General features: G+C 70.1%; 15 protein-coding genes. 11 read left to right on the top strand and 4 right to left on the bottom strand.

Annotated features, from left to right (window positions below):
- Positions 1-10: 10 nt before the first annotated feature.
- A complete protein-coding gene (locus CDN99_RS16100) occupies positions 11-970 on the bottom strand; it encodes a M14 family metallopeptidase (protein WP_088385902.1) in 960 nt (319 codons plus the stop codon).
- Positions 971-996: 26 nt separating this feature from the next.
- On the opposite strand from CDN99_RS16100, the gene CDN99_RS16095 reads away from it, so the two are divergent.
- The 3 genes from CDN99_RS16095 to CDN99_RS16085 all read left to right on the top strand — a co-directional run bounded on the left by CDN99_RS16095 (position 997) and on the right by CDN99_RS16085 (position 4473).
- Positions 997-1845, top strand: coding sequence for an alpha/beta hydrolase (locus tag CDN99_RS16095; RefSeq protein WP_088385901.1), 849 nt, complete (start codon positions 997-999; stop codon positions 1843-1845).
- Between the two features lie 49 nt (positions 1846-1894).
- Positions 1895-3370: a M20 family metallopeptidase gene (locus tag CDN99_RS16090; RefSeq protein WP_088385900.1), complete on the top strand. Its 1476-nt coding sequence runs from the start codon at positions 1895-1897 to the stop codon at positions 3368-3370.
- Positions 3371-3432: 62 nt separating this feature from the next.
- A complete protein-coding gene (locus tag CDN99_RS16085) occupies positions 3433-4473 on the top strand; it encodes a LysR family transcriptional regulator (RefSeq protein ID WP_088385899.1) in 1041 nt (346 codons plus the stop codon).
- On the opposite strand, the gene CDN99_RS16080 is transcribed toward CDN99_RS16085, so the two are convergent.
- A complete protein-coding gene (locus CDN99_RS16080) occupies positions 4460-5602 on the bottom strand; it encodes an aminoglycoside phosphotransferase family protein (RefSeq protein ID WP_088385898.1) in 1143 nt (380 codons plus the stop codon). The two genes, CDN99_RS16085 and CDN99_RS16080, sit on opposite strands and share 14 nt — an antisense overlap.
- A gap of 173 nt (positions 5603-5775) precedes the next feature.
- Between CDN99_RS16080 and CDN99_RS16075 the strand changes: the two genes are divergently transcribed.
- The 3 genes from CDN99_RS16075 to rsmA are packed head-to-tail and all read left to right on the top strand — an operon-like array spanning position 5776 to position 10347.
- Positions 5776-8151: an LPS-assembly protein LptD gene (locus CDN99_RS16075; protein WP_088385897.1), complete on the top strand. Its 2376-nt coding sequence runs from the start codon at positions 5776-5778 to the stop codon at positions 8149-8151.
- A 40-nt stretch (positions 8152-8191) separates the two neighbouring features.
- Positions 8192-9559, top strand: a complete 1368-nt coding sequence (locus CDN99_RS16070) for a peptidylprolyl isomerase (RefSeq protein WP_088386142.1) — start codon at positions 8192-8194, stop codon at positions 9557-9559.
- Between the two features lie 20 nt (positions 9560-9579).
- Positions 9580-10347 (top strand): 16S rRNA (adenine(1518)-N(6)/adenine(1519)-N(6))-dimethyltransferase RsmA, encoded by a 768-nt coding sequence (gene rsmA / locus CDN99_RS16065; protein WP_088385896.1) that lies wholly within the window; start codon positions 9580-9582, stop codon positions 10345-10347.
- A 314-nt stretch (positions 10348-10661) separates the two neighbouring features.
- Here rsmA and CDN99_RS16060 read toward each other — a convergent pair whose 3' ends face one another.
- Together CDN99_RS16060 and CDN99_RS16055 are read right to left on the bottom strand one after the other, a co-directional pair.
- On the bottom strand, positions 10662-11057 hold the full coding sequence (locus tag CDN99_RS16060) for a barstar family protein (RefSeq protein WP_088385895.1): 396 nt from the start codon (positions 11055-11057) through the stop codon (positions 10662-10664).
- Positions 11058-11643: 586 nt separating this feature from the next.
- Positions 11644-13941, bottom strand: a complete 2298-nt coding sequence (locus CDN99_RS16055; RefSeq protein WP_088385894.1) for an NADP-dependent malic enzyme — start codon at positions 13939-13941, stop codon at positions 11644-11646.
- Between the two features lie 418 nt (positions 13942-14359).
- Here CDN99_RS16055 and CDN99_RS16050 point away from each other — a divergent pair, with 418 nt between their 5' ends.
- The 5 genes from CDN99_RS16050 to CDN99_RS16030 all read left to right on the top strand — a co-directional run bounded on the left by CDN99_RS16050 (position 14360) and on the right by CDN99_RS16030 (position 19328).
- Positions 14360-16456 (top strand): sensor histidine kinase, encoded by a 2097-nt coding sequence (locus CDN99_RS16050; RefSeq protein ID WP_088385893.1) that lies wholly within the window; start codon positions 14360-14362, stop codon positions 16454-16456.
- Positions 16453-17109, top strand: a complete 657-nt coding sequence (locus tag CDN99_RS16045) for a response regulator transcription factor (protein ID WP_088385892.1) — start codon at positions 16453-16455, stop codon at positions 17107-17109. The genes CDN99_RS16050 and CDN99_RS16045 overlap by 4 nt, the downstream gene beginning before the upstream one ends.
- Positions 17102-18076 (top strand): thiamine-phosphate kinase, encoded by a 975-nt coding sequence (gene thiL, locus CDN99_RS16040; protein WP_088385891.1) that lies wholly within the window; start codon positions 17102-17104, stop codon positions 18074-18076. Before CDN99_RS16045 ends, thiL begins: the two co-directional genes overlap by 8 nt.
- Positions 18077-18192: 116 nt before the next feature.
- Positions 18193-18771, top strand: a complete 579-nt coding sequence (locus tag CDN99_RS16035; RefSeq protein ID WP_088386141.1) for a phosphatidylglycerophosphatase A family protein — start codon at positions 18193-18195, stop codon at positions 18769-18771.
- Positions 18772-18827: 56 nt separating this feature from the next.
- A complete protein-coding gene (locus CDN99_RS16030; RefSeq protein ID WP_088385890.1) occupies positions 18828-19328 on the top strand; it encodes a CinA family protein in 501 nt (166 codons plus the stop codon).
- The last annotated feature ends 75 nt before the right edge of the window (positions 19329-19403 follow it).

Below are 19403 nucleotides of genomic sequence, written 5' to 3'. Positions count from 1 at the left end.
GGCGATGCCTTCAATCCTCGTAGCGCCCCAGCCTCACCATCGTCTGCCCCGCCTGCCCGGCGCGGCGCGACGGCATGATCAGCACGCAGCCGTCGTGCGGCGTGACCCATTGACGGCCGGCGTCCTCGGCCAGCGGCGTGCCGGCCTGCGGGATGACCATCAGGTGATGCGTCGGCATCAGGAAGCGGAAGCCCGTCGTGAGCGCGGTCACGCCTTCGCCGACGCGCACCAGCCGCTGCCGCGACGGCGTGCGCACGCGCAGTCGCGAGGTCGCCCAGTCGGCGTCGACCATGCCCAACTCGCGCAGGAAGCGCAGCGAGACGTCGATCGCCATGTCCGCCGACGGCGCCTCCCAGTGGGCGCCGCATTCGACCAGCACCGCCCGGCGCGGGCTCGTCGGATCGGAGAACCCGCCGCGGTCGATCAGCCGCAGCCCGGCCGCGTGGCCGGTGTCCACCAGCAACGTCGCCGGCTGGCCGATCGCCCGCGCCAGCGGCACGCTCTTGTCGGTCATGCCGCAGATCGTCAGCGCCGGCGCGCCGGGCTCCTGCATCGAGTGCAGGTCCAGCAGCGCGTCGGCCGAATCGATGAAGGGCGCCAGCTCGCGGGCGCGCCGCAGCTCGCGCGACTCGCGCGGGCCGCGCAACACGGACTCGTCCCAGACGCGGTTCATGTCCTCGTCGAGGTAGCGCGACGAGAAGGGGTCGTCCGGATCGAAGCGCCCGAACGCGGCGACGTTGGCGAAGGCCAGCACCAGCCGGCCGTGCAGCGGACGGACGTCCTGGCGCAGCAGCCAGTCCAGCGCGATCGCCCCGCACAGCTCGTTGCCGTGCGTCAGCGCCACCAGCATCGCGGTCGGGCCCGGGCGGCCGGACTCGCGCACGTGGACGTGGTCGACGTCGCTGCCGCCGTCGCGCCAGGGCCGCAGGTCGGGCGGCAGCAATTCGATGTCGTCGCTGGGGTCGAGCATGGCGGCCGATCCTACACTCCGACCCCATGAAGACCTTGACCGGCCATGACGGCCTGCCCCTGCACTGGCCCGAATGGGGCGCCGACCTGTCCTTGCCGACGCGTGGCACCGTCCTGATCGTGCACGGCCTGGGCGACCACATCGGCCGCTACGAGGCCGTCGCGCAGCGCCTGAACGACTGGGGCTGGCACGCGGCCGGCTACGACCAGCGCGGCCACGGTGCCTCCGGCGGCCCGCGCGGCGACATCCCGGCTCGGGACAGCCTGCTGCTGGACCTGGCCGCCGCCATCGACGGCCTGCGCGCCGACGATCGCAAGGGCCGCGGCCCGCTGATCCTGCTCGGCCACAGCATGGGCGGCGCGGTGGCGGCGCGTTTCGTCGCCGGCGCGCTGGAGGGCGCGCCGTGGTCGCGACCGGTGGACGGGCTGGTGCTCAGCTCCCCGGCGCTGGACGCCGGCCTGTCGGCCTTCCAGCGCGGCCTGCTCGCCGCCACGCTGCCGCTGGTGCCGCACCTGGCGGTGGGCAACGGGCTGGACGCGTCCTGGATCTCCCGCAGCCCCGAGGTGGTCCAGGCCTACCGGGACGACCCGCTGGTCCACGACCGCATCACCCCGACGCTGGCCAGGATGATCGCCAGCTTCGGCCCGGAGACCTTGCCGCTGGCCGACCGCTGGACCACGCCCACGCTGCTGATGTGGGCGCAGGCCGACCGCTGCGTCGCCCCCGCCGGCAGCGCGGCGTTCGCCCGCGCGGCGGCCGCCAACGGCGCGGTGCAGTCCGTCGGCTTCCCGGGGCTGGCCCATGAGATCTTCAACGAGCCTGAGCGCGAACAGGTCTTCGCCCGGCTGCGTGCCTGGCTGGCCACGCGCTCCTAGAATCCGCCGAACCGACACTGCGGCCGACCGGGCCGCGCAGGAGACCCGCATGAACGCACGTGATCCGTCGTTGCCGCTGCAAATGGATGAGATCGGCGCCCTCGGTGCCTTTGCCGAGAAGGTCTGGGACGACGAGATCGTCCCGGCGCTGACCGACTACATCGCCGTCCCCGCCAAGAGCCCGATGTTCGACGCCGACTGGCAGGCCAACGGCTACATCGAGCGCGTCATCCGCGACGCCGCCGAGTGGGTGGAGAGCAAGAAGATCGCCGGCCTGAAGCTGGAGGTCATCCGCCTGGAAGGCCGCACGCCGGTCATCTTCTTCGAGCTGCCGGGCACCAAGGCCGACAGCGCCGACACCGTCGTGTTGTACGGTCATCTGGACAAGCAGCCCGAGTTCAACGGCTGGCGCGCCGATCTCGGCCCCTGGACGCCCAAGTACGAGGACGGCAAGCTCTACGGTCGCGGCGGCGCCGACGACGGCTACGCGATCTATGCCTCGATCACCGCGCTGATGGCGCTGGACCAGCAGGGCATCGCCCGCCCGCGCTGCGTCGGCCTGATCGAGACCTGCGAGGAATCGGGCTCCTACGACCTGCCGGCCTACATCGACCTGCTCAAGCCGCGGCTGGGCAACGTCTCGCTGGTGGTCTGCCTGGACTCCGGCGCGGGCGATTACGACCGCCTGTGGATGACGACCTCGCTGCGCGGCATGGTCTCGGGCGTGCTCAAGGTCGAGGTGCTGACCGAGGGCATCCACTCCGGCGACGCGTCCGGCGTGGTGCCGTCGTCGTTCCGCATCCTGCGTCAGGTGCTGGACCGGCTGGAGGACTCCAAGACCGGCCGCCTGCTGCCCGAATCCTTCCACTGCGAGATCCCCGGCGTGCGCCACGAGCAGGCCCGGGCCACCGCCGCGATCCTCAAGGAAGAGGTCTACAAGCGCCTGCCCTGGGCCTGCGGCGCGGACGGCGGCCCGGTGCTGCCGGTCACCAGCGACCCGGTCGAAGTGCTGCTGAACCGCACCTGGCGCCCGACGCTGTCGGTCACCGGCGTGGACGGCTTCCCCGAGCTGAAGAATGCCGGCAACGTGCTGCGCCCCTACACCGCCTTCAAGCTGTCGCTGCGGCTGCCGCCGCTGATCGACGGCAACGAGGCGGCGCTGCGGCTGAAGGCGCTGCTGGAGGACAACGCCCCGTACAACGCCAAGGTCAGCTTCGTGCCGGACGGCCGGCCCGGCGCCTTCGGCGCCACGGGCTGGAACACGCCGGAACTGTCGCCGTGGCTCAGCCAGGTGCTGGACGCGGCCAGCCAGGCCCACTTCGGCCAGCCGGTCGGCTACATCGGCCAGGGCGGCACGATCCCGCTGATGAGCATGCTGCAGAAGGGCTTCCCGGCGGCGCAGATGATGGTCTGCGGCGTGCTGGGTCCCAAGAGCAATGCCCATGGCCCCAACGAGTTCCTGCACGTGCCTTATGGCAAGCGGCTCACCGCCGCCGTCGCGCAGGTGATCGCCGCGCATCCGTGACCTCGCGGCCGGCACGCTGAGCAAGGAGGCGGGGGCCACGGCATCCGCCCGGAGGAGACGGGATGGACCAGGTCAAGGCCATGCGGGTGTTCACCCGCGTCGTGGACGAAGGCAGTCTCGCCGGCGCGGCGCGGGCGCTCGACCTCGCGCCGGCGGTCGTCACGCGGCTGGTGGCGGATCTCGAGGAGCACCTCGGCGCCCGGCTGCTCAACCGCACGACGCGGCGGCTGTCGCTGACCGATGTGGGCGAGTCCTACCTCGAACGCTGTCGCCGCATCCTCAGCGACATCGAGGAAGCCGAGGCGCTGGCCTCCGCCGCGACCACCGAGCCGCGCGGCAACCTGCGCGTGCTGATGCCGCCGGCGATCGCGATCCACCAGCTGGCGCGGCACATGGCGCGCTTTCACGCCATGTACCCGCTGGTCAGCGTCGAGCTGGTCGCGCCCGGACCGGTGGACACGCTGGACGAGAGCTTCGACATCACCGTCATCTCGACGCGCAGCCCGCTGCAGGGGGACTTCGTCGCCCGCAAGCTGGCCCGCACCGAGGTGATCATGTGCGCCTCGCCCGAGTACCTGACCCGGCGCGGCCGGCCGCAACATCCGTCGGAGCTCAAGCAGCACGACGTCATGCTGCCGCCCATCCATGAGCTGGCCCGCGGCGTGACCTTCGAGCGCTGCGGCGCCGATGGCCTGGCGGCGGAGAGCTACTTCGCGATCCCGTCGCGGCCGGTGATGACGACGTCGTCGGTCGACACCAAGTACGCCTGCGCGCTGCACGGCCTGGGCGTGGCGGGCCTGCCGTCGTTCGTCATCGGCGACGCGCTGATGGAGGGGGCGCTGGAGCGCGTGCTGTCCCAGTGGCGCCTGTACAGCTACACGCTGTGGGCGGCGATGCCCACGCGCAAGTTCGTCCCGGCGCGCACCCGCGCGTTCATGGACTTCCTGCTGGAGGTCTTCGGCGGCCGCGACGAGGATCCCTGGCTGGCCGCCGCGGGCTGCCCCACCTACAAGGCGGCGCAGGAGCTGCTGGCCGCTCAGGCGGCCAGGGCCGCCGCGTCGTCGACCGAGGGCGAGCCGTCCGTGCCGCTCAGCGCAGCGTGAATCCTGTCTGAAGCAACTGAGGCTGCAGATCCTCGATCAGGCGCAGCAGCGGCTTGAGCTCGATGTAGCGCGTCGCCGTCTTTACCACGTAGGCGTAGAAGCGCGGCAGGTCCTCGGCGTAATGCGGCTTGCCGTCGCGGTGCTTGAGGCGGCAGAAGATGCCCAGGATCTTCAGGTGGCGCTGCAGCACCGTCCATTCGAGCGCGCGCCAGAACAGGCCGAAGTCCAGCGCCATCTCGTGCGGATCCTCGCCGCTCGGGTCCAGGCCGAAGAGACCGGCGCGCCTGGCGCCTTCCCAGTACCGCACGGCCCAGTCGAGCTCCTCGGACTCCTCCCAGGAGATGAACGCGTCGCGCAGCAGCGAGGCGATGTCGTAGGTGACCGGACCCAGCACCGCGTCCTGGAAGTCGAGCACGCCGGGATTGCCCGCGCCGCCCGCGTCCGGCGTCCCGGCCGGGCAGACCATCAGGTTGCGCGGCATGTAGTCCCGGTGCATGGGCACCCGCGGCTGGCCGGCGATGTTGGCGGACAGCAGCGCCACGGTACGGTCCCAATACGCCTGCTGCGTGTCGTTCCACTGCTTGCCGTGGTGGGCCTGGACGCACCAGTCCACGAAGATCTGCAGTTCCCGGCGCACGAAGGCGTCGTCGAAGGGCGGCAGCGCGCCGTCGGCGCGCGCCGCCGCGCAGGACTGCCAACGCAGCAGCGTGTCGGTCGCGTCGCGCATCAGGGCGTTGGCGGCAGGCATGTCTGCGTTCCGCTGGGCGTCGAGCAGCGCGTCGAGGTAGGGCCGCGAACCCAGGTCCTCCATCAGCGCGAAGCCCAGCGCCGCGTCGTGCGCCAGCAGCCGGGGCACGTGCAGGCCGCAGCCGGCCATCAGCGCACCGACCTCGACGAAACGCGCCACCTGATTCGGCCGCGCCGGATCGTCCATCACGATCAGCGTGGCGCCGGTGTCCGTGGCGATGCGCAGGTAGCGCCGCGCGCTGGCGTCGCTGCTGGCGGCGGTCAGCGTGTCGGGCCGCAGGCCGTGCCGGGACGCGAGCGGCGCCAGCCAGGACTCGAAAAGCGCGGCACGGTCGGCGTCGGACGCGTGGGACGGGGAAGCCGGCGTGGCGGAAGCGGTCATGGGACTCGGAAGCGGAAGGGCCGCTGCGAGAGCGGCCCCTGGGGGGGGTGACAAGGCGTGGGCGGGCGGTCCTGCCGCGCGACTGGCCTCGTGGATAATGATTCTACAAACCCCGGGCAGCGCGGCGCGATCCACGCGCAGCCGCCTGACCTCTGCAAGACGCTGCCCGCCTGATGCGCCCTCCGGTTTTCCGCCCCCGTCCCTTGTCCCTGGCCGCCGCGCTGGCGTTCGCGCTGCCCGCGGCGCCGTCGGCGCTGGCGCAGGAGGCCGCCGGCGAGCCGCTGGTGCTCAAGTCCGTCAAGCAGCTGAACCAGGCCCGCCGCAAGGACACCCGTCCGGCGATGGCGCTCAGCGCCGACCGCATCACCAGTGAGATGGACCAGACCTCGCTGGCCGAGGGCGACGTCCAGCTGCGCTACGGCAGCATGCTGCTCAAGACCAAGTCGCTGCGTTACGACTATCCGCAGGACCTGGCCGTGGCCGTCGGCGACGTCGAGCTGGTGCAGAACGGCGCCGTGCTGCGCGGGCCCAAGCTGGAGCTCTTCGTCGACCGCTTCGAGGGGCAGCTCGACAGCCCGACCTATTTCTTCGCCGCCACCGGCGGCAGCGGCAGCGCCAAGGCGCTGCACTTCCTCGGCGACCAGCGCATGCGCGCCGACGAGGCGACCTACAGCACCTGCCCGGTGTCGGAGCAGGGCGAGCGCAAGCGCGACTGGGAGCTCGTCACCAGCAGCCTGAAGCTGGACTTCGACGCCGGCGAGGGCGTGGCGACCGACGCGGTGGTGCGTTTCCTCGGCGTGCCCATCCTGGCCGCGCCGTCGCTGAGCTTCCCGCTCGGCGACCAACCGAAATCCGGCCTGTTGCCGCCCAACGTCAACGTCGACAACCGCAGCGGCTTCGAGTACGACCAGCCTTTCTACTGGAGCATCGCCCCCAACCGGGACGCGACGATCACGCCCTTCGTGATGACGCGGCGCGGCGCCGGTGTCGACAGCCAGTTCCGCTACCTGGAGCCCAGCCATCGCGGACAGATCGACTTCGCGCTGCTGCCGCACGACCGCGCCTACGGTCGTTCGCGCTGGGACCTGCGCCTGAACAACGACGGCGACATCACGCCCAACTGGCGCTACCAGATCAACACCGAGCGGGTCTCCGACGACGACTACTGGAAGGACATGCGCAACCGCATGCTCAGCCAGACGCCGCGCCTGCTGTCCACCGACCTGCGGACCCAGCGTGACTTCAATTTCAACTGGGGCGACATGCAGACGTATGCGCGCGTCCAGCATTGGCAGCCGTTGCAGGTGCAGGACGCGCAGGACCGGTTCGTGTCCCCGTACCAGCGCTCGCCGCAGATCGGCCTGCGCGTGCAGACCGGCGCGGACGAGTCGGTGCTGGCCGGCTACCTGCCGACCGGGCGCCGCGCCCGGCTGGAGGGCGGCCTGGAGCTTGAGTACAACCGCTTCGACCTGCCCGGCGGCGCGCTGAACAGCCCGTTGCAGACGGGCGAGCGCGTGCACATGCTGGGCCACGTCAGCCTGCCGTTCAGCGGCGCGGCCTGGTGGCTGATCCCCAAGCTGTCCGTCAACGCCGCGAGCTACCGCGTCGACCAGCCGCTGGACCTCACCGGCCGGCGCACCATCAGCCGCACCATCCCGACCTTCAGCGTCGACCACGGCTGGATCCTGGAGCGCAACACCTCGCTGTTCGGCCAGGCGATGCGGCAGACGCTGGAACCGCGCGTGCTGTACGTCAACACGCCGTATCGCGACCAGAGCGCGATGCCCAACTTCGACTCGGCGCCGCGGGATTACAACTTCGACTCGGTGTTCGCGGAGAACCAGTTCTCCGGCGTCGACCGCGTCAGCGATGCCCACATGCTGGCCTTCGGCGCGACCACGCGCTGGATCGAGGACGAGCGCGGCGAGGAGCAACTGCGCCTGGGCATGGTCCAGCGCTACCTGCTGCGCGACCAGCGCATCACGCCGGACGGCACGCCGCAGACGCACCGGCTGTCCGACGTCGTGCTGCTGGCCTCGGCCCACTTGAACCAGGCGTGGTGGACCGACAGCACGCTGCAACTGAATTCCTCCGACGGCAAGGTCGAGCGGACGGTGCTGCGGCTGCGGTATTCGCCGGGCCCGTTCCGCACCGTGAGCGCGTCCTATCGCCTGGCCCGCGGCACCAGCGAGCAGGTCGAGCTGGCATGGCAATGGCCGCTGTTCGGACCGAATCGCAAGTCGGTCAGCGGCGGACCGGGCTGCGCCGGCGCGTGGTACGGTGCGGGTCGCTTGCAGTACAGCTTGCGGGACAAGCGTTTCACGGACTCGGTGGTCGGCGCCGAGTACGACTCCGGTTGCTGGATCCTGCGTGTCGGCGCCGAGCGCCAATCCACCGGCCGCGCGGAGACCAACACCCGGCTGATCCTGCAGCTGGAGCTGGTCGGCCTCTCCCCCCTCGGTTCCAACGCCCTGAAAGTGTTGAGAGACAATATTCCGGGTTACCGTTCGCTGAGCTCGGAACGCTCGGCTTTTGGCACATATGACTGAATTGCGTTCGATGCGACATCTCAAGCCGGTGGCGGCCGCCATGATTCTCCTGACCGCGGCCCTGGCCGGCCCGACGTCCTGGGCGCAAGCGCAGCCGGCGAAGCCGGTGGCGGCTGCTCCGGCGGCCTCGGCGGCGTCCGCGCCGGCGCCGGTCCGCCCGCCCGTCGAGCAGCGTCAGCTCAAGCCCGGCGACTACATCGCGGCGATCGTCAACACCGACATCGTCGCCGCGTCTGAAGTCATCCAGCGTACCGATCGCGCCCGCGAAGAGGCGCGCCGCCGCGGCGAGACCGTCACCAACGAACTGCTGCACAAGCAGGCGCTGGACAGCCTGATCGACGAGCGCGCGGTGATCACCTACGCCCGCGAGAACGGCCCCCGCGTCGACGAGCCCGAGCTGGATCGCGTGGTCGTCAACGTCGCGACGCAGAACAAGCTGACGATGGACGAGCTGCGCAAGCGGCTGGCCGCCGACGGCGTCGACTTCAAGCGCTTCCGCGAGAACCTGCGCGACCAGATGCTGAGCGAGCGCGTGCGCGAGCGCGAGGTGCAGGGCCGCATCCGCATCACCGACGGCGACATCGACAAGTACCTGGAACAGCGCCAGGCCGCGCTGCAGGACCGCGCGCAGCTGAACATCGCGCAGATCCTGGTGCCGGTGCCCGAAGACGCCAGCCTCGCCGTGGTGGCCGAGCGCCGCGCCCGCGCCGAATCCGCGCTGCAGCGCGTGCAGGCCGGCGAGGACTTCGCCAAGGTGGCCAAGGACCTGTCGGAGGACGCGAACAAGAACCGTGGCGGCGAGATCGGCCTGCGCGCCGCGGACAAGCTGCCGGACGTCTTCGTCGACGCCGTGCGCGACCTGAAGAACGGCGAGGTGCGTCCGCAGCTGCTGCGCTCCGGCGCCGGCTTCCACGTGATCAAGCTGCTTGAGCGCCAGGCCGGCAAGGCATCGATCAACTTGGTCGTGCAGACCCACGCGCGCCACATCCTGCTGCGTCCGTCGGAGCAACTGACGCCCGAGCTGGCCGCGCGCCGCCTGACCGAGTTCAAGCGCGCGATCGAGTCCGGCCGCGCCACCTTCGAGCAACTGGCCCGTGCCAACTCCGAGGACGGCAGCGCGCAGGAAGGCGGCGACCTGGGCTGGGTGTCGCCGGGCGGCTTCGTGCCCGAGTTCGAGGAAGCGATGGACGCGCTGCCGCTCAAGGGCATCTCGAATCCGGTGCCATCGCGTTTCGGCATCCACCTGATCCAGGTGCTGGAGCGGCGCGATGTCGTGCTCGACAACAAGCAGCTTCGCGAGCAGGCGCGCAACGCGCTGCGCGAGCGCAAGTACGACGAGGCCTACAACGACTGGATGAAGGAACTGCGCGCGCGCGCCTTCATCGAGACGCGCGAGTGGCTGGACTGACCGGCCGGGGCTGAGCGTTCATGGGACATGTCGCGCGCAAGCGCTTTGGTCAGCACTTCCTGACCGACCGCGCCGTCATCGACGCCATCATCGACGCGATCGCCCCCGGCGACGACCAGGCGATGGTCGAGATCGGTCCGGGCCTGGGCGCGATGACGCTGCCGCTGCTGCAGCGACTGCCGGCGTCCAGCCAGCCGCTCACCGTCATCGAGCTGGATCGCGATCTGGCGGCGCGGCTGCGCAAGCGCGGCGACCTGACCGTGGTCGAGTCCGACGTACTCAAGGTCGATTTCGCCGCACTGGCGGCGGAGCGCGGTCGCAAGCTGCGGGTCGTCGGCAACCTGCCGTACAACATCTCGTCGCCGATCCTGTTCCACCTGCTGGGCTTCGTGAACCATGTCGTCGATCAGACCTTCATGCTTCAGAAGGAAGTCGTCGACCGGATGGCCGCCGGGCCGGGCGGCAAGGACTACGGCCGGCTCAGCGTGATGCTGCAGTGGCGTTATCAGGTCGAGGGGCTCTTCGACGTGCCGCCCGAGGCCTTCGATCCGCCGCCGCGGGTGGATTCGGCGATCGTCCGCATGGTGCCGCACGCGGTGCCGGTGGCGCTGGACGAGGCGCTGCTCAGCGAGCTGGTCGCCTCGGCGTTCTCGCAGCGCCGCAAGCTGCTGCGCCATTCGCTGGGCCGCTGGCTTGAGGCGCGTGGTTTCCAGGGCGAGTTCGACCTACAGCGCCGCGCCGAGGAAGTACCGGTCGCGGAGTTCGTGAAGCTCGCCCAGTCGGTCTGAACGGCGCCGTCCGTCGCGAAGGGCCGCCGCCGCCAAACAAAAAGGCCTTCCAGTGATGGAAGGCCTTTTGTTTGGGCGATCGATCCGGCCTTGCCGGATGTCGCCCGATCCGAGGACCGGTCGCTCGCGCTGCCGATCAGACGGTGCCGATCAAGCGGCGCCGACCCACATCGATGTGTCGAACGCGCTGCACATCATCGGCATGTTCATGCCGAAGTTGGGGTTCGGATTGTTCTTGGTGCTTTTGATCACCGGCTTCTCTACGGGGGCCACCTCAGCAGCCCGCTCCCATGACCCTGATTCTTGGGAGCGGGCTACTGAAAAGAATAGAAACAGCGGAATGAAACTTTCCGTTCACCCCAGTAGTCGGCCGCCTCTCTGAAGACGTCGAGCAGTTGCTCGCGGGCTTCGCGGTCGAAGCGGGCATGGTCCGGCAACTGGTCCAGCACGACGACGAAGCCAGGCTGCGAGCCCGACTTGTGGACGAGGTCCGTCATGCAGTCGAACAGCGCGTCCATGTTCTTCCCGAAATGGGCTGGGAACAGGAAGTTGCTGGCGATCAATTCCAGCACGTCCTGCTTCGTCTCCGCCGATGACAGGTTTGCGTACAGGAAATGCTGGCCGGCATCCTGGGCGGCCAGCATCAAGTCCTCTACCCGGTAGGCTCTGATCGCCTGCACGATGTTGGGACGGACTGTCTGCAAAAGCATGGTCGCGTTCCTCCTTGATGGTCACAGATTGCGGTGGCGCCGGTTCACGAAAGGTGCTTCAAGAAGCGCATGTCGTGATCGTCGGTGTCGAATACAAGGGTCAGGTTCTCGCGGCCCCGTGCCATCCGACATGACCCAGGCGGTGGTCTTGTGTGCGTCGGTGGGGGTGGGCCGTGCTGGTGAAACCCGTGTCGAGGGCGACACTTCCCGAGTGGCGCCAGCCGCCGTCGACGGGCTGCTGGGCGGACATCCGGACCGCTGATTTGTCGAGCAAATACACGGGTTTACCCTGAATCCTGAAACCAAGATGGTACAGAAATGGCCCCGAATGCTCAAGCCGGTGTCTGCCACGATGCCTTAAAAAGCGGCATAGTTAGCATGTGCACACATTCAGTGGAGGCCTAGTGAATTCGAGTAGTCATCACACAGAAATTAACTGGTGAGCCTCTACAAACTTTTTCTATAGGCGCAGGCGGAGGTCGGGCTTTCAGGCGCTCGAACCGGCGAGTGTACGGGGGAAATCGGGTGATTTCGGCCGCGCGGCCCCGCCGGCGCCGGGTGGCGCGGCGGGGTGTTTCACGGTCGATCAGCGGGCCGCGTTGGCGTCCGCGACCGTCAGCGCGGTCATGTTGACGATGCGCCGCACCGTCGCCGACGGCGTCAGCACGTGCACCGGCTTGGCCGCGCCCAGCAGCACCGGGCCGATGGCGATGCCGCCGCCGGCCGCCGTCTTCAGCAGGTTGTAGCTGATGTTGGCCGCGTCGATGTTGGGCATCACCAGCAGGTTGGCCTCGCCGGTCAGCGTGCTGTTGGGCATCAGCTGCGCGCGGTAGTTGGCATCCAGCGCGGTGTCGCCGTGCATCTCGCCGTCGACTTCCAGCCAGGGCGCGGTCTGCTGGATCAGCGCCAGCGCGTCGCGCATCTTCACTGCGGACGGGCAGTTGCTCGATCCGAAATTGCTGTGCGACAGCAGCGCCGCCTTCGGACGCAGGCCGAAGCGCATCATTTCCTCGGCGGCCATGATGGTGATCTCGGCGATCTGCTCGGCGGTCGGGTCGTAGTTGACATGCGTGTCGACCAGCATCACCTGGCGGCCCGGCAGGATCAGGCCGTTCATGCAGGCGAAGTTCTTGACGCCGGGGCGCTTGCCGATGACCTGGTCGATGTACTGCAAGTGCATCGCGGTGTTGCTCCAGGTGCCGCAGAGCATGCCGTCGACCTCGCCCTTGTGCAGCATCATGGCGCCGATCAGCGTCAGGCGGCGACGCATCTCGATCTTGGCGAGTTGCTGGGTCACGCCCTTGCGCTCGGTCATGGCGAGGTAGGTCTGCCAGTAGTCGCGATAGCGGTGGTCGAACTCGGTGTTGACGACGTCGAAGTCGCGGCCTTCCTGCAGGCGCAGGCCGAAGCGCTCGCAGCGCTGCGCGATGACCTCGGGGCGGCCGATCAGCGTCGGACGCGCCAGGCCTTCGTCGACGACCACCTGCACCGCGCGCAGGACCCGCTCCTCCTCGCCTTCCGCATAGGCGACGCGCTTGTGCTGCGCGCGCTTGGCGATCTGGAAGATCGGCTTCATCGTCGTGCCCGAGGCGTAGACGAAGCTCTGCAGCTTCTCCAGGTAGGCCGGCATGTCCGCGATCGGACGCAGCGCCACGCCCGATGCCTCGGCCGCGAGCGCGACCGCCGGGGCGATCTTGATCATCAGGCGCGGGTCGAAGGGCTTGGGGATCAGGTACTCGGGGCCGAAGCTCAGCGTCGCGCCGGCATAGGCGGCGGCGACGACCTCGCTCTGCTCGGCCTGCGCCAGCTCGGCGATCGCGCGCACCGCGGCGATCTCCATCTCGTCGTTGATCGTGGTCGCGCCGCAATCCAGCGCGCCGCGGAAGATGTACGGGAAGCACAGGACGTTGTTGACCTGGTTCGGGTAGTCCGTCCGGCCGGTGGCCATGATCGCGTCGTCACGGATCTGCTTGACCTCTTCCGGCTGGATCTCCGGATTCGGGTTGGCCAGCGCGAAGATGATGGGCTTGGCCGCCATCGTCGCGACCATGTCCTGCTTCAGCACGCCGCCGGCGGACAGGCCCAGGAAGACGTCGGCGCCCTGGATGACGTCGCGCAGGCTGCGCTGGTCGGTCGGCTGGGCGTACTCGGCCTTGTCCGGGTCCATCAGCTCGGTGCGGCCCTGGTAGACGACGCCGGCCAGGTCGGTGACCCAGATGTTCTCGCGCGGCATGCCCAGCTTCAGCAGCAGGTTCAGGCAGGCCAGGGCGGCGGCGCCGGCGCCGGAGGTCACCAGCTTGACGGTCTTGATGTCCTTGCCCTGCACCTTCAGGCCGTTGAGCAGCGCCGCGCCGACGACGATCGCCGTGCCGTGCTGGTCATCGTGGAAGACGGGGATCTTCATGCGCTTGCGCAGCTCGCGCTCGACGTAGAAGCAGTCCGGCGCCTTGATGTCCTCCAGGTTGATGCCGCCGAAGGTGGGCTCCAGCGCGGCGATGACGTCGACCAGCTTGTCCAGGTCGTGTTTCTCGTCGATCTCCAGGTCGAAGACGTCGATGCCGGCGAATTTCTTGAACAGGACGCCCTTGCCCTCCATCACCGGCTTGGAGGCCAGCGGGCCGATGTCGCCCAGGCCCAGCACGGCGGTGCCGTTGGTGATGACGGCGACCAGGTTGCCGCGCGAGGTGTAGCGGAAGGCGTTGGCCGGATCGGCGACGATTTCCTCGCAGGCCGCCGCCACGCCCGGGGAGTAGGCCAGCGCCAGGTCGCGCTGGTTGATCAGCTGCTTGGTCGCGGCGATCGCGATCTTGCCCGGGGTCGGGAACTCGTGATATTCGAGAGCGGCCTGGCGCAGTTCGGCGCGTTTTTCTTCGGACGTGGACATAAGGGCTCTGTCTGGTTGGCCGCGACCTCGCGAAGGGGTCCCGGGGTGTCTCTCGGATTGGCCGGCGCGCCGTCGACGAGGGCTTTGACAGCGGTCAAAGGGCTTGACGCGACGCGGGCCGGGTCGGCGATTGTAGGAGTCCGACCATCCCGGGACAGTGCGGACTATGCGTATGCCGCATGCGGGCCAGCCGGCCCGGGATGGCGCCCGCGAGGCCCGATCGAGGCTCGCCCGGACCTTGCCGGCGGCCTCACCCGCGGGACCGCGCTTCGGGCTCGCGGACGCGGGCGCCACGCATCGGCGGAGCGTCTGTCGACGTTTCGACCGAGCGCTCGTCCGGTGGATACGCGAAACTGCGCATCGCGCCGTCCGGCGCGCGCGCCATACTGCCTGCCCCCTCCGTCCCGTGTCCTCGCCCATGTCGTCCGCCGCTCCCTTCACCCGTCCGGTGCCGGCCGTGCGGCCGCGCCGTTGGCGTCGCGCCTTGCTGTGGGGGGCGTTGGTGGGGCTGCTGCTGATCGCGCAGTCGCTGCTGCTGTCGCTGACGCTGAGCCACGAGGCCGCGCGCGCGCAGGAGGCCTCCGAGCAGGCTGGCGCCGAGGTCGCCGCCCGCGCCAAGCAGCTCATCGGCCGCGACCTGCAGGGCCTGCAAGGGCTGATGTGGGCCCAGGACGACGACTGGCGCGGCAACGCCGCCGGGCTGCTGAGGCAGACGCGCGTGCTGTTGCGCATCGAGCTGCGGGACGAGAACCGCCAGGTCGTCCGCGCCGTCGACACGCCGTATGCGCCGCCGCTGTTCTCGACGCTGTCGCGCGGGCAGTTGCAGCTGGAGACCGAGCTCGCCTGTATCGCCGCGCTGCGCCAGGGCACGCCGCTGTTCTCCCGCTCCTACTTCGTGCCGCTGGCCGGCGGCGACGGCCTGGAGGTCGCCGACCTGTGCCTGCCGCGCGTGCGCGCCGGCGAGCCGCGGTCCTACGTCGTGGCGACGATGGGCCTGCGGCCGCTGCTGGAGGAATCCATTTCCCAGGACCAGGCGCGGCGCTTCGAGATGTCCTTCGTCGAGGGCGACGGCACCCGGCTGGCCCGCACCGGCCTGACGCGCGGCACCGGCTTCTACCTCTCCGAGCGCCTGCTGGACCTGCCCGGCCTGAGCCTGCAACTGCGCGTGGACAACGCCACCGGCCGTCCGCAGCTGATCCCCAACCTGGCGACGGCGCTGGTGCTGGGCCTGTCGATGGCGCTGTTCGCGCTGGTCATCGTGCTGGCGCGGGACGGTCGCAAGCGCGCCCAGGTGGAGCACGCGCTGGCGGAATCGCTGGCGTTCCGGCAGGCGATGGAGAACTCGCTCATCACCGGCCTGCGCGCGCGCGAGCTGGACGGCAACATCAACTACGTCAATCCGGCCTTCTGCGCGATGGTCGGCTACGGCGCCGAGGAGCTCGTCGGCAGCGGCCGCCCGCCCCACGCGCCGCCGTACTGGCCGCCCGAGTTCACCGACGAGTACTGGCGCCGCCACCATGACCGCGAGGCCCGCTGGGAGGCCGGCCTGCCGCCGCGCGAGGGCTTCGAGACCGTCTTCGTCCGCAGCACCGGCGAGCGCTTCCCGGTGATGATCTACGAGGCACCGCTGCTCAACGCCGAAGGCCAGCAGACCGGCTGGATGAGCGCGGTGCTGGACCTCAGCGCGCAGCGCAAGGTCGAGGAGCTGTCGCGCCAGCAGCAGGACCGGCTGCAGGCCACGGCGCGGCTGGCCACGGTCGGCGAGATGGCCTCGCTGCTCAGCCACGAGCTGAACCAGCCGCTGGCGGCGATCGCCAGCTACGCGACCGCGTCGATCAACCTGATGGTGCGCGAGGCCGACGACCCGCAGACCCCGGCCATGGTCCGCCAGGCCGTCACCCGCATCGCCGAGCAGGCCGAGCGCGCCGGCCGCGTCATCAAGAGCGTGCACGACTTCGTCCGCCGGCGCGAGGCGGCGCGCGAATGGGTCCGCGTGGACCAGCTCATCGACGCCGTGCTGCCGCTGGTGCGACTGCAGGCGCGCAAGAGCGGCGCCCGCATCGAGCTCGACGTCCCCGACGGCATGCCGCGCGTGCGCTGCGACCGCACGATGGTCGAGCAAGTGCTGCTCAACCTGACCCGCAACGCCATCCAGGCGATGGACGGCCCCACGCCGCTGGCGGACCGCGCGCTGATCCTGCGCGTGCGACGGCTGCAGCCGCGCTGGCTCAGCTTCGCCGTCGTCGACCATGGCCCCGGCATCCCGTCCGAAGTCGCGCGGCAGCTGTTCACGCCCTTCTTCACCACCCGCACCGAAGGCATGGGGTTGGGCCTGAGCCTGTGCCGCACCGTCGTCGAGCAGCACGGCGGCGCGATGGACTTCGAAAGCCGCGTCGCGCCCGCCTCGCCCACGGGCACGGAGTTCCGATTCAGCCTGCCGTGCGAGGATGCGGCCGGCACGACCCCGCGCGCCGGGGCCGACAGCCACCCCCTTTCTGGAGAGTCGTCCGCATGAAGCCGCAGTCCCTGCCGATGGTCTACCTCGTCGACGACGAGGAGGTGGTGCGCGACGCGCTGTCCTGGCTGCTGCGCTCGCGGCGGCTGCTGTCCGAGGGCTTCGGCAGCGCGGAGCTGTTCGAGTCCATGCTGGACGCGCTGCCGCGCCAGGGCGTGGACTGGCCGTCGGCGCCGAGCTGCCTGCTGCTCGACGTGCGCATGCCCGGCATGAGCGGCCTGGCGCTGTTCGACCGGCTGATCGAGCGCGGCCTGCTGGACACCCTGCCGGTCATCTTCCTCACCGGCCACGGCGACGTGCCGACCGCGGTCGCGGCGGTCAAGCAGGGCGCCTACGACTTCGTCGAGAAGCCGTTCTCCGACAACGCGCTCGTCGACCGTGTCGAGCACGCGCTGGCGCAGAGCGCCGCCGCGATCGAGGCGCGCGACGTCAAGGGGGCGCTCGGCCAGCGCGTCGGCGACCTCACGGAGCGCGAGCGCGAGGTGATGTTGCTGGTCGTCCAGGGCCTGCCCAACAAGCTCATCGCCGACCAGCTCAACATCAGCGTCCGCACCGTCGAAGTCCATCGCGCCCGGGTCTTCGAGAAGATGAATGTGAAGTCCGCGGTCGAGCTGTCCAACCTGCTGCGCGGCGACAATGCCGCCCATGGGTGAATTCGATCTGATCGCGCGCTACTTCGCGCGCGGTGCCATGGCCGCGAACCCCGACGCCTTCGGCGTCGTGCTCGGCATCGGCGACGACTGCGCGGTGCTGGCGCCGACGCCGGGCCATCACTGGCTGGTCTCGGCCGACATGCTGGTCGAGGGGCGCCACTTCCTGTCCACCGTCTCGCCGCGCCGGCTCGGCCACAAGGCGCTGGCCGTGAACCTGAGCGATCTCGCCGCCTGCGGCGCGTCGCCGCGCGCGTTCTTCCTCTCGCTCGCGCTGCCTCGTGCCGACGAGGCCTTCCTCGCCGGGTTCTCGCAGGGCCTGTTCGAGCTCGCCGATGCCCACGGCATCGTGCTCGCCGGCGGCGATACGACCGCCGGGCCGCTCAACATCAACATCACCGTGATGGGCGAGACGCCGCGGGGTCAGGCCCTGCTCCGCTCCGGCGCGCGCGCCGACGACGACCTCTGGGTCAGTGGCACGCTGGGCGACGCGCGCCTCGCGCTGGAGGTCTTCCGCGGCACGCTGTCCTTGCCCGGCCACCAGTTCGACGAGGTCCGCCTGCGCATGGAATTGCCCGAGCCGCGCGTCGCCCTGGGACGCGCGCTGCGCGGCCTCGCGACCAGCGCGATCGACGTCTCGGACGGACTGGCCGGCGACCTGGGCCACGTGCTCGCGCGCTCCGGCGTCGGCGCCACGCTGCGGCTGGCCGACCTGCCGCGATCCGCCGTGCTCGGCGCCATGCCGCAGGACATCCAGCAGCTCTGTCTGCTCAGCGGCGGCGACGACTACGAGCTCGTCTTCACCGCACCCGCCGAGGCCCGCGAACGCGTGCTCGCGGCAGGCCGCGAGTCTGCGACGCCGGTCTACCGCGTCGGTCGCATCGACGCCCAACCCGGCCTTCGCGTCGTCGACGGCGCGGGGCGGCTCATCGAGCAACCGTTGCAGAGCTTCGACCACTTCAAGTCATGAGCCAGTCCATGAGCGACGAGGACATCCTGGGCGCCAAGCCCTTCGGCGACGACGACCCGGTGCCGCTCGCCCCCGGCGTTCCGCCTGACCCGGAGCCCGCGCCGCCGGCCGCGGCCATGGCGTCGAGCGCCGCTTCAGACGCTGCTTCCCACGCGCCCTCAAGCGCCGACGCCAATGCGCCGTGCCGGCCCACCTTCGGCTTCATGGCGCGTCACCCCGCGCACTGGATCGCGATGGGGTTCGGCAGCGGCCTCGCGCCGCGCGCGCCGGGGACGGTGGGCACCTTGTGGGGATGGGCCGCGTTCGCGCTGCTGAACCTCTGGCTGACCCCATTCGCCTGGGGCGTCCTGATCGCTGCGGGCCTGGTCATTGGCGCCTGGGCGTCGACGGTCACGGCGCGGAACCTGCGTGTTTGCGACCCGGGCGCGGTCGTGTGGGACGAGATCGTCGCCATCTGGCTGATCTTGTGGATCGTGATGCCGGCGGGCTTCTGGTGGCAACTGGCTGCCTTCGTTGTCTTCCGGTACTTCGATGCTGCCAAGCCGGGGCCGGTGCGGTGGGCTGATGGGCTCTTCAAGATCGAGCCTGGACAGCCGGTCGGATTCCGCCAGGGCTTCGGGATCCTCTTCGACGACCTGGTCGCGGCCGGATGTACGCTCGTGGTGCTGGCCATCGCGCGCGCGGTCCTCGGCTGAGGTCTCGCGGCGCCACACCGACGTCCTGCCCCCAGATCCATCGACGAGGAGGTTCCATGCTGTTCCCCGACGAATCCGAACTGATCGACCGCATCGCGCTCGCGCTCATTCAGCGCAAGGAGCGCATGGGCACGGCGGAGTCCTGCACGGGCGGGCTCATCGCCGCCGCGTGCACGAGCCTGGCGGGTTCCAGCCAGTGGTACGAGCGTGGCGTGGTGAGTTACAGCAACCAGGCCAAGACGGAGTTGCTGGGCGTGCCCGCCGCGATGATCACCTTGCACGGCGCGGTCAGCGGCGAGGTGGCCGAGCAGATGGCGCGGGGCCTGATCGCCCACTCGCCGGTCGATTGGGCGCTGGCCGTGACGGGCGTGGCCGGCCCTGGCGGAGGCAGCGATGCCAAGCCGGTGGGCACGGTCTGGCTGGCGCTGCTGCACGGCCGCCAGCCTGTCCGGGTGTGGAAGGAGCTGTTCATTGGCGACCGCCACGCGGTGCGGGCTCAAACGGTGCGAGCCGGTCTCGAATCGTTGTGCGACGCCCTCGAGGACCGCGACAGCTGAAGTTACCCCCCACGCGCCCGACCACCGACGCGCCACGACAGACGCGCCAAGGACCTACCCGCAGACGCTGGTTGC

Source organism: Roseateles aquatilis, from assembly GCF_002205645.1.
GTDB classification, from domain to species: domain Bacteria; phylum Pseudomonadota; class Gammaproteobacteria; order Burkholderiales; family Burkholderiaceae_C; genus Roseateles; species Roseateles aquatilis.
The sequence above is the reverse complement of the archived record's forward strand: the minus strand, read 5'-3'. Positions and strand labels throughout refer to the sequence as shown.